At 39.2% G+C, this 1,964-nt stretch carries 2 protein-coding genes; one reads left to right on the top strand and one right to left on the bottom strand.

From position 1 onward, the window contains the following. Positions 1-13: 13 nt before the first annotated feature. On the bottom strand, positions 14-1,297 hold the full coding sequence (locus ACEW8O_RS01765) for an IS4 family transposase (protein ID WP_373492906.1): 1,284 nt from the start codon (positions 1,295-1,297) through the stop codon (positions 14-16). A gap of 74 nt (positions 1,298-1,371) precedes the next feature. Here ACEW8O_RS01765 and ACEW8O_RS01760 point away from each other — a divergent pair, with 74 nt between their 5' ends. After that, positions 1,372-1,770 (top strand): YceI family protein, encoded by a 399-nt coding sequence (locus ACEW8O_RS01760; RefSeq protein ID WP_373492905.1) that lies wholly within the window; start codon positions 1,372-1,374, stop codon positions 1,768-1,770. Positions 1,771-1,964: the final 194 nt, after the last annotated feature.

Genomic DNA, 1,964 nt, shown 5'->3' with positions numbered 1-1,964 from the left:
CATTTTTGAAGAATTATATTGGATTAGGCTCTAATTTAGTCGGTTTTCTGATATTGTTAAAAACATCCCCCATCCCATTCGCCCAAATATCCAATTGCATTTTTCCAACTTCTTTTTTAAACCATGACTTGCAGTATTCCTCTGTTTGGGTCAGGAAAAGCTTCAGGTCCACGTATGAGCACAGATTCTTTGCGGCGACCTGGACCAAAGTTGAGAAATCCTCTGCCTGTTTTATCCTTCTGTGTATGACGGTGAAAATCAGGTTCAGGATCAATGCCACCCATATCTGAGATTTAATTCCATTCTCACTGTCCGACAAAAAATATTTCAGTTCAAAGTTTTGCTTTATCTGTTTGAATAACAGCTCTATAGTCCATCTGTTTTTATACAATAATGATATTGTAAGTGCGGTATGCCCCATCATGTTAGTCAGGAACTCAAGTGTTTCACCGCTTATCGGGTCCCGGTAAGTTATCAATCTCAGTTTAACTGTCCGAGTAATTTTATTTTCCCTGTAAACAATGGAAATCAGCTGATCCTGTCTGACATCAGGATACTCCGAACAGTCGAATTCCGTTTCAATTTCATATTTGGCATTTGTTTTCAGTCTGGTTACAAAGAATATCCCTTTGGCGGTCCAGAGATCAAAATAAAAATATTTGTTGAATCCTTTATCGAATATGGCTATCGCCCCTTTCAACAGGGTCAAAGTCTTTAAAAATATATTTTCATTGGTGGATGCCGGCTTTAGGCAGACAAAATCAGGCACCCCTTCAGAAAGGTTTGTCTTGGTGAAAGCCTTTATCCCGCCTTTTTTATTGCCATTGAGCGGATTCCTGCCGGCTCCCTTGACAATATCCTTAAAAAGGGTAATAGTCGTGGAATCAAATATATCGACATCCCCGGCACTCACCTCACCGCCTATTGGCAGATGGAAAGTCTTGAGTTCGGTTCTATAATAAGAATACAGCTTCCCGTACAGGTTGGAAAAAAAGCTATGGTCCCTGTTATTGTTGGCATCCGAAAGTGTACTTCGGCAGGGGATCTGCTTCAGGCCGGCATACATCAGTTTTTTACCCAAAAGAATAATATTCTTACAGACCTCCCTCAAACTGCCGTTCCGGGTCAGGACAGCATAAAACAAACTGATAAAATGATCTTTTGACTTCATTTTCTTGTAATACCGATCGGATTCCGTCTCTTCAACCGCCTGTTTAAAAAGATGATCGGGAACCATGATCAAAAGTTGGCAGATGATAGGAAGTCCGGAATTGAAATTTTTATTATCTTGCTCCATAATGTTAAGTTTTTGGTAGAACGCAACATTATGAAATAGACGGAAGAGCTGCAAGGCCCTCCGTCTTATTTCTTTTGAACTATTCAAAGATAAAATTTATTGAAAGAATTTTTTTCTCGGACGCCAGTAGATTTGAATTCAAAAGATCCTTGATGCAGCAACATTTCAATGAAAATTTTATGGAATCAGACAAATTTCCTCATGCGACTTTTGAGGGTAGACTCAATGGATTTGACCTTCAAAAAGCAGGTGTCCAAACAGTGGAAGCCATCGGTACGCTGACAATCCATGGAGTTAGCCAAAAAAAAACTGTGGAAGGTCAGCTTACCGTTTCGGATAAATTACTGCAGATGGATGCGGTATTTGATGTTAGGGTAGCTGATCATGACATCAAAATTCCGAGAGTGGTATTTCTGAATATTGCAGAGGAGGTGAAAGTGACAGTGGATTTCCAATTTCAGAAAATAGAATAAGATTGCTAAACCCATAAAATACCTGTGTATGAAATTTCAAATGATTTTACTTTGGGTTTTAATGGGAATTCCCTTCACCATCTATTGTCAGGATGGTTTATTGGATAAATTGATGGAGGAAGAGGTGATTGATGACGAAAGAGTTTTGGGTTCCTTTAATGGAACCCGTTTGATCAATGGCCATTCGGTTGAAA

It is taken from the genome of Aquiflexum sp., assembly GCF_041749095.1.
Lineage (GTDB): Bacteria > Bacteroidota > Bacteroidia > Cytophagales > Cyclobacteriaceae > Aquiflexum.
Note: the sequence above shows the minus strand (reverse complement) of the source record. Positions and strands in the feature narration are given on the sequence as shown.

What these genes read in the sequence shown, in the direction of transcription:
- ACEW8O_RS01765 (WP_373492906.1), bottom strand. Translation starts at nt 1,297, where the DNA reads ATGGAGCAAGATAATAAAAATTTCAATTCCGGACTTCCTATCATCTGC.